Origin of the sequence: Micromonospora sp. WMMD712 (assembly GCF_029581295.1) — a bacterium.
Taxonomy (GTDB): Bacteria; Actinomycetota; Actinomycetes; order Mycobacteriales; family Micromonosporaceae; genus Micromonospora; species Micromonospora carbonacea.
The window spans coordinates 1,492,198-1,499,988 of sequence record NZ_CP120743.1 but is presented as its reverse complement, the minus strand read 5'-3'; the positions used below and the strand labels follow the sequence as shown (position 1 = coordinate 1,499,988).

The window sequence follows — 7,791 nt, the reverse complement described above, 5'->3', positions numbered from 1 at the left end:
GGTCAGCGGCCGGCGGCGGCCTCCGGCGCCCCGCGCGGCTCGCGCGGGGTGCCGGACCGCAGGGACGGCAGCGCCCAGAGGAACGCGAGCAGGCCACCGGCCGTCGCGAGGAGCACCGCCGGCCGCAGCCCGACCGATTGCCCCGCCAGCCCGCCGAGCACCGCGCCGACCGGGCGTACCCCGAAGCTGATCGTCTGGTAGGCCCCCCGGACCTGGGCGCGCAGCGACACCGGCACGGCGGCGACGAAGGTGGCGGCGACGCTGATGTCCTGCACCGAGCGGCCCACCCCGGACAGGACCGAGGCGACGAGCACGACGGTCACGACCACCGCCGCCGGACCGGCCACGACCGCGATGGCCGTCAGCGGCGCTGCGGAGAGCAGGCTGCCGGCCACCAGGCTCCGGGGCATCCCGAGGCGTCGGGCGACCGCCGGGAGCGCCAGGGATCCCACCAGGGCGCCGGCGGCCTCCGCGCCGAGCACGAGCCCGGTCACGGCGGCGGACAGGCGCAGCGTCCGGGTGAGGAACAGGACCAGGAGGGCGTGGAACATCAGATTGAAGAAGTTGGCGGTGGTGGTGACGCCGAGCGCGCCACGGAGGGCGGGGTCGTCCGCGATGAAGCGGAGCCCCGTGGTGGAGACCGGCGCGGCCCGGCGCGGTGGCGTCCGCGCGGCGGGACGGTCGATCCTGGTCAGCAGGGCGGCCGACCAGAGGTAGGACAGCGCGTCCGCGGCCACCGCGACCGGGGCGGACAGGACCGGGACCAGCAGACCGCCCGCACCGGAACCCGCGACGGACGCCACCGTGCGCGCGCCGTAGACCAGCGACTGCCCGGCGACGAGGCGGTCGTCGTCGAGGAGGGTGGGGAAGAGGGCGGCGTCGGCCACGACGAACACCACGGACGCGCTCGCGACGATCGCCGTGAGCGCGTACAGGGCGGGCAGGCTCAACCAGCCCAGCCACCAGGCCACCGGCAGCGACGCGGTCGCCGCGAAGCGGACCACGTCCGCGCCGATCATCGGGGTCAGCGGGTGCCGGAAGCGGGCCACCCACCCGCCCGCCGCAATGGCGAACAGGACGCTCGGGAGCCACGCCAACGCCGTCAGCCAGCCCATCTGGGCCGGGCCTGCGCCGAGCAGCACGGCGGCGATGGGAACCGCCACCGACAGCACCCCGTCGCCGGCGGCCGAGACGCTCACGGCGCCCCAGTAACGCCGGAACGCCGACGCCCGCAGCGGCGTCCCGTGCGACGGGAGTGCCGCGTGCGTCCACCGGCGTCCTCCCCACGGGCCACCCGGCCGCCCCGCACGTGCCCGGCCCGTGGCAGGCCGCCCCTGAGGCCGGCGCAGGAGGCGGCCCGCCAGGCGACCGTGGGTCACTCGCTCCAGTCGGCGATCTTCATCGGACACCTCCTCTCGCCTCCAACGGCTCGCCGGCACCGGCTCCGAACCGGTGCCGCACGGCACGCGGCAGCCCGGGCGGACCGTCAGCCCGGCTTGCGCGCGACGACGAAACTCTTGCGGTGCAGCTCCTCGTCGGCCTCTTCGACCAGCTCACCGAGGTGCAGCCCGTGGGTGGCCAGGTGCGTCAGGCCCGCCTCGCCCAGCAGCCGCCCGACCACCTCCGGCGCGAAGTAGGAGAACTCGTGCCGCTGGCGGAACCGCCGCCAGGTGATCCCGTCGTCGGTCGTGAACCGGTCGATCAGGTAGTCCGAGCCGTGCGGGTCGCGGCGCGACGACGCCCCGCGGACGACGGCGAACTCGTCCTCGCCGTCCTCCACGACCACGCGCGACGGGTGCCGCCGGTGGAATCCGGCGGTCCCGAGGTCGAAGACGACCAGGCCGCCCGGCGTCAGCAGGGCGGACACCCCGCGCAGCGCGGCGGACAGCTCCTGCTCGTCGCGCAGGTAGATGAACGGCTCGCCCAGCGTCACCGCGACGTCGAACCTCCCGAGGTCGGGCAGCTCCCGCACGTCCGCGACGACGAAGCGCACCTGCCCGGCGCCCGGCTTCGCCCGGGCCTGCCGCAGCATCTCCGGCGAGACGTCGACCGCGGTGACCCGGTATCCCGCCTGCGCGAAGCGGACGGCGGCCTGGCCGGTGCCGGCGCCCACGTCGAGGAGGCGTCGTCCGGGTGCGCCGTGCCGCTCGATCAGGCCCAGGTAGAGCGCGACCCAGCGGTCGTAGTCGTTGCGCCTGGTGACGTGGTCGTACGTGCCGGCGATCGAGTCGTAGATCGCCTGCACCGAGCGATCCGTCGCGCGCAGATCCGTCACCGTGGGCCCCCTGCCGTCCATCGCCGCCGCCGCACAGGGAAAAGGCTAGGTGTGCCTTGTGGAGGACGAGTGGACGCCGGCCGGCGGCGGCCCCGGGACGTTCCCGCCGCGCAGGCGCAGCAGCGGCAGGCAGGACGCGAGCAGGCCGACGGCGCCCACCCACAGGGCCGTCCGGGCGTCGGCGGCGGCCCCCAGCACGGTGCCCAGCAGCGCGCCCAGCGGCATCGCCCCGCCGAGCAGGAACCGCATGGTGGCGTTCATCCGGCCCAGCAGGTCGGGCGGGCACAGCCGCTGGCGCAGGCTGACCTGGGCCACCGTGGAGGCCGTCGCGCCCGCCCACAGCACCAGGTAGCCGCCGGCCGCCAACCAGATCCGGCCGGCGCTGTCGATCAGGGGTGTGAGCAGCGCGAACGGCGCGGTGGCGAGGAGGCAGAGCCAGGCCGAGCGGTGCTGCCCGAGCCGCTGGGCCAGGCGGCGGGCCGCCATCGCGCCGAGGATCCCGCCGGCGCCGCCCGCGCTGAAGTAGGCGCTGGCCGCCGCCGGGGACGCGCCCAGCTCGCTGACCAGCCGCACCGGCACCATCGCCTGCATCACCAGGGCGAACATGTTGTACGCGCCGCCGGCCAGCGCCAGCACGCGCAGCACCGGGTGGCGCAGCACGTACGCCACGCCCTCCCGGATCTGCCCGGCGAGCCGGGACCGGCCGGCGGCGGTGGCCGGCCGCGGGTCGGGCGCGCGGATCCGGGCCAGGTACGCGGCGGACCCGGCGAACCCCGCTGCGATCAGCAGCACGGCGGGTCCGGTGCCGGCCAGCTCGACGGCGAGCCCGGCCAGCGCGGGGCCGGTGACCTGTGCCACCGCGAGGGTGGTGCTCAGCCGGGCGTTGCCCTCGACGAGCTCCTCGGGCCGCACCACCCGGGGAAGGTAGCTCTGGTGCGCGACGTCGAAGAACACCGTGAGCACCCCGACGCCGAGGACGACGACGTACAGCTGGCCGAGCGCCACGCCGCCCGGCGCCGCCGGCACGGCCAGCGAGGCGACGAGCGCGGCCCGCCCCAGGTCGGCGCCGATGAGCAGCCGCCGCTGCCGCACCCGGTCGACGACCGCGCCGGCGGGCAGGCCGACGACCAGGAACGCCACCGTGCCCAGCGTGCCGACCAGACCCACCTGCCAGGCGGAGGCGTGCAGCGGGCCGACCGCCACCAACGGCAGCGCCACCAGGGCCATCCGGGCGCCGAACTGGCTCGCGGCCGCCCCCAGCCACAGGGACCGGAAGTCGTGCTGCCGGAGCAGCCCGCAACGGCGGTGCGCCATGTCAGGCCGGCGTCGTCCCGGTCGGGGCGTCGGCCGCCCGCAGCCAGGTCGCGCGCAGCAGGTCGGCGGCCCGGCCCGGCTCGATGTCGGGCCGCTCCGCCAGCAGCGCGAAGAACCGGACCAGGGCGGCGCCCACCGGCTCGGCGGCCGGCAGCACCTCCGGGTCGTGGTGGACGGTCAGCTCGGGCCGCTCGGCCGACCAGGTGACCGCCAGGTGCAGCGCGTTGTGGGCGGGGAACCCGCGTCGGCCGGCGGGCGGGCGCACGGCGGCGCGCAGCGGCCGGCCTGCCGGACCGATCGTGGCGACGCCGAGCGGGTGGGTGCGCTCCGCCGCCACCACGTTGAGCACCAGGCGACGCCGCTCGCGCAGCGCCTCGATGCCGCCGAAGTCGGTCAGCCAGCGGCCGAGCAGGGGCGGCGCGGCGGCGTTGGCGGCGGCGAGGCCGCGCACCCAGCCGGCGAGCGAGGCCGACGGGACGGTGTCCGGCGGCACGCTCACCACCGCCTCGTGCAGCGCGCCGGGGACCTCCAGGCTCTCCCGCGTCCACCGGCCGCCCCGCGCGTACAGCACCGGGACGTCCGCCTCGGCCCAGAGGCCCAGCAGGAACGACAGGGCGGCCAGGAGCAGGCCGGAGCCCGTCGCGCCGGTGCGCTCCCGGCCGCGCCGGATGGCCCCGGCGGTGTCGCCGTCCAGCCGCAGCGGCCAGGCGGCCGTCGCCGTCGTGTCCCGCCACGGTTTCCAGCGCCCGCCGGGGAAGGCGACGGCGGGGACCTCCCGGCTCATCGCCTCCGCCCAGAACTCCCGGGAGGCGGACCGCCGCGGGTCCGCCGCGACCTCGGCCACGTGCGCGAAGAACGACGGCGTCGGCGGCGGCGTGCGCTCCGGATGCTCGTACGCCGCCGCCGCGCGGCGCACGAACCGGGTGTGCGTCGCGTGGTCGGCGAAGCCGTGGTCCACCACGAGGGCGAGCGCGTGCTCGTCCGGGGCCAGCCGCACCAGGCAGGCGCCGGCCAGCGGGTCGCGGCGCAGGTCGATCGGCGCGTACACCGCGTCGCCGAGCGCCGCGCCGGCCGCCGCCAGCCGCCGGTCCGCCGGCACGTCGGCGCAGTCCACCGTGGTCACCGGGAACGGCTGCCCGGCCCCGCGCACCAGCTCGGGGCCCGGGGCGAACCGGGCCTGCCACACGTCGTTGCCGGCGGCGACGGCCCGCAGGGCGGCGGCCAGGCGGGGCACGTCCACCTCGCCGCGGACGTGCCACAGCGTCCAGGCCCGGGGCATCGGGTTGTGCCGGGGCAGGCCGGCCCCGTCGGTGTCGCTGAGCAGCAGCAGTTCCCGCTGCGCCCCGTAGGGCGCCACCCCCACCCGGCTCACCCCTCGAACGCGGGCAGCCCTGGCCACGCCGGCTGGCCCGCGGCCCACGCTGCCAGCACCCCCCGGTCGTCGGGCAGCCGGCCGCGCAGGTGCAGGTCGCGCAGCCGGCGCAGCGGCGTCACCCCGGTCGGCCAGTGCGCGAGCGACCGGCGGTAGCACTCGGCGGCCAGGTCGGCCCGGCCCAGCTGCTCGTGCACCTGGCCGGCGTTGAACCAGGAGATGCGGCCGTACGGGAACTGGAGGTGCGCGGCCCGCAGGTACGCATCGAGCGCGCCGCCGACGTCGCCGGCCTGGTAGCGCAGCTCCCCGGCGGTGAGCCAGGTCTTCGGGTCGATCGGGTCGACCCGCTGCGCCAACTCGTCCACCAGGGCCAGCGCGGCGTCGCGCTCGCCGAGGTACGTGTGGGTGCGCACGGCGGTCTCCACGGCCGGGAAGTAGTTGTCGGCGGCGATGACCCGGGTGTGCCCGTCGTGGCCGGTCAGCTCCCGGGCGATGCCCAGCCACCGGTCCATGTCCGCGCGCAGCAGGTCGCGGTCGCCGGTGAGGAACGGCAGGAACCCCATGGCCCGGAACCATCTGCTGGTCATGAGCGCGGCGTCGAACTCCGACACCTCGGGCAGCGCGGTGTACCGGGCCAGGTCCTCCTCGCCGAGCTTGCGCCAGCGGGCGATGGTGTCGGGCTCCCGACGCCGGGCCGCGTTGACCGTGGCGTTGATCGTGGTGACCACCCGCGTGCGGGCGTACCGGACGTCGTCGCCGAGCTGGTCGTAGAGCGTGCGGAAGTGCGGCTCCAGCTCGGCGCTGTGCCCCGTGGTGAGCATCTGCTCGGCGAAGAGCCAGCTGGCCAGCGCGTACGCGCCCTCGGGGTCGCGCACCGGCACGTCCGGCCCGGGAAGGATGTCCCGGGCCTCGGCGTGGAAACCCACCGCGGACAGCAGCCGGCCCAGCAGCGCCCGGTCCAGCAGCGGCAGGTCCGACGCGTGGGCCAGCCGGTCCCGCACCTCGGGCGGGCAGCCGTCGGGTGCCGTCAGCCACGTCCGGTAGTCGGCCGAGGCGCTACCGGAGGCGTACCCGTACACCGCCGCCGTCGCCTGCATCTCGTCGCGGAACATGGCGGCCGTGGCCCGCTGCGGGTGGATCTCCCGGAACCACGGCTCGCGACGCTCCAGCACGGCGGCGTACGACATCAGTGGCGTGTGGATCGCGACCGGCGGGGTGTCGACCGGGTCGAGGAGCTCGCTCGGGCTCAGGTCGAGGAACGGCCGGTAGCGCTCGATCGGGAGCGGCCGCGCCCCCGCTGCCGGCTCCCGCGCCGCGACCGTCGGCTCCCGCGCCGCGACCGCCCACCGCACCGCGTCGGCGCAGACCGTGCCGCCCAGCGTCGGGCGTCGCGCCACCAGGACCGCCAACCGGTCCCGCTCCTCGCCGCGGTCCGAGGCGAGCAGGTCGGCGAGTGCCCCCACCAACTCGCCGGCGTCGGCCGGCGACGCCGGCCCAGCGGGGCCGGCTGTCGCGGCGGGCGCGCCGTCCTCGACGGCCGAGGTGGGTGCCGCCAGGTCGAGCAGCCCGGCCAGCGCCGCGGTCCGCTCCGTCAGCCCGGTCCGGGCGGCCACCCGGTAGTGGGTGCGGGCCGCCTCCCGGTCGCCCGCCGCCCGGGCCGCGTCGGCCGCGAGGAGCCGGGTCGCCGCGCCGGTCGGGTCGAGGTCGAGGGCGAGGTCGGCGAACTCGCGCGCCGGCCCGCCGTCGGTCGCGCCGGTCGCGCCGGTCTCGTCCAGGGCGGCGCGGGCGGCGGCCCGCAGCAGCGCCAGCGCGGCGTCGCGGGCGAGGAAGTCGTCCTGGTCCGTCCCCAGGTCGCGGGCGACGGCGCGGACGGTGTCGGCCTCGGGCGTCGGCCCACCCGGGCTGCGCAGCCGCACGGCGAGGACCCGGGCCCGGGCGACCACGCCGATCCGGTCGCCGGCCAGGCCGGCGGCCAGCGACTCCGCCACGGCGAGCGCTTCGGCGGCCGGCTGCCCGTCCGCCGTCGCCCGGCCGGCGTGGGCCAGCGCGGTGGCGAGGCGGACCGGCAGGCCCGCCGCCTCGGGTGGCACCGGGGGAAGCGGTTGCCGGCCGTCCTCGGCGAGCAGCAGGTCGCGCCAGGCGCGCACCGGGGAGGGTGCGTCGCCACCGAGCCGCCGCAGCAGTCCCGCGGCGTCCTCCCGGCGGCCGAGCGCGCGCATCAGGCGGGCCGCCCACAGCAGACCGGCGGGGTCGTCCGCGTCGAGCCGCTCCCGCACCTCGGGCGGCGCGACGAGGGTGTCCGTGGCGTCGAGCAGGCCGCAGCGGCGCATCGCGCGGCGCAGGCCGGCGGGCGGCGCGTGTGCGGGCAACCAGCCGCACGGGTCGGACCGGCCGACCCAGAACAGCGCCGCCTCGGCGACCAGGGCCGGCGGGACCGCGGGGTCGGCGGTCAGGTCGATCAGCGGGCGCAGCGGCAGCGCCGCCGGATCCCGCCAGGCGATGTCGGCCATCCCTTACCTCCCGGCCCGGTCGGTTGGTGCGGTGCCGAGGGGCGGACACGCGACGATGGGACAGCCCGCGCCCGCCCGGTTGGTGACCGGCGGGTCAGTTGATGACGGCGTTGATCAGGCCCACGGCGGATCCTTCGAGGTCCTCGTAACGCTCCATGCTCGGCACCTCCTCCCGATCACGTGAGGAAGACGGGCGATGACGGCCCCTGCTGCCGCCATTCTCGCCCAGCCAGCGATGTCAGTCAATCAACTGCGAGTGGTCTGCGGTGGGTGCCCGTCGAGCCCCGGGCGCAGCGACGGCGGGGGGCGGTGTTGGGGTA

General features: G+C 77.4%; 5 protein-coding genes. All 5 read right to left on the bottom strand.

Annotated features, from left to right (window positions below):
* Positions 1–2: 2 nt before the first annotated feature.
* Complete coding sequence (locus O7633_RS06145; RefSeq protein WP_282326677.1) at positions 3–1,379, bottom strand: MFS transporter; 1,377 nt, start codon at positions 1,377–1,379, stop codon at positions 3–5.
* A gap of 107 nt (positions 1,380–1,486) precedes the next feature.
* A complete protein-coding gene (locus O7633_RS06140; RefSeq protein WP_282326675.1) occupies positions 1,487–2,275 on the bottom strand; it encodes a class I SAM-dependent methyltransferase in 789 nt (262 codons plus the stop codon).
* A 45-nt stretch (positions 2,276–2,320) separates the two neighbouring features.
* The gene (locus O7633_RS06135; protein ID WP_282326674.1) at positions 2,321–3,589 is read right to left on the bottom strand and encodes an MFS transporter; all 1,269 of its coding nucleotides are present in this window, start codon (positions 3,587–3,589) and stop codon (positions 2,321–2,323) included.
* A 1-nt stretch (position 3,590) separates the two neighbouring features.
* Entirely contained in the window at positions 3,591–4,952 is a 1,362-nt protein-coding gene (locus O7633_RS06130) for a condensation domain-containing protein (protein WP_282326672.1), read from the bottom strand.
* A gap of 5 nt (positions 4,953–4,957) precedes the next feature.
* Complete coding sequence (locus O7633_RS06125) at positions 4,958–7,471, bottom strand: tetratricopeptide repeat protein (RefSeq protein WP_282326669.1); 2,514 nt, start codon at positions 7,469–7,471, stop codon at positions 4,958–4,960.
* Positions 7,472–7,791: the final 320 nt, after the last annotated feature.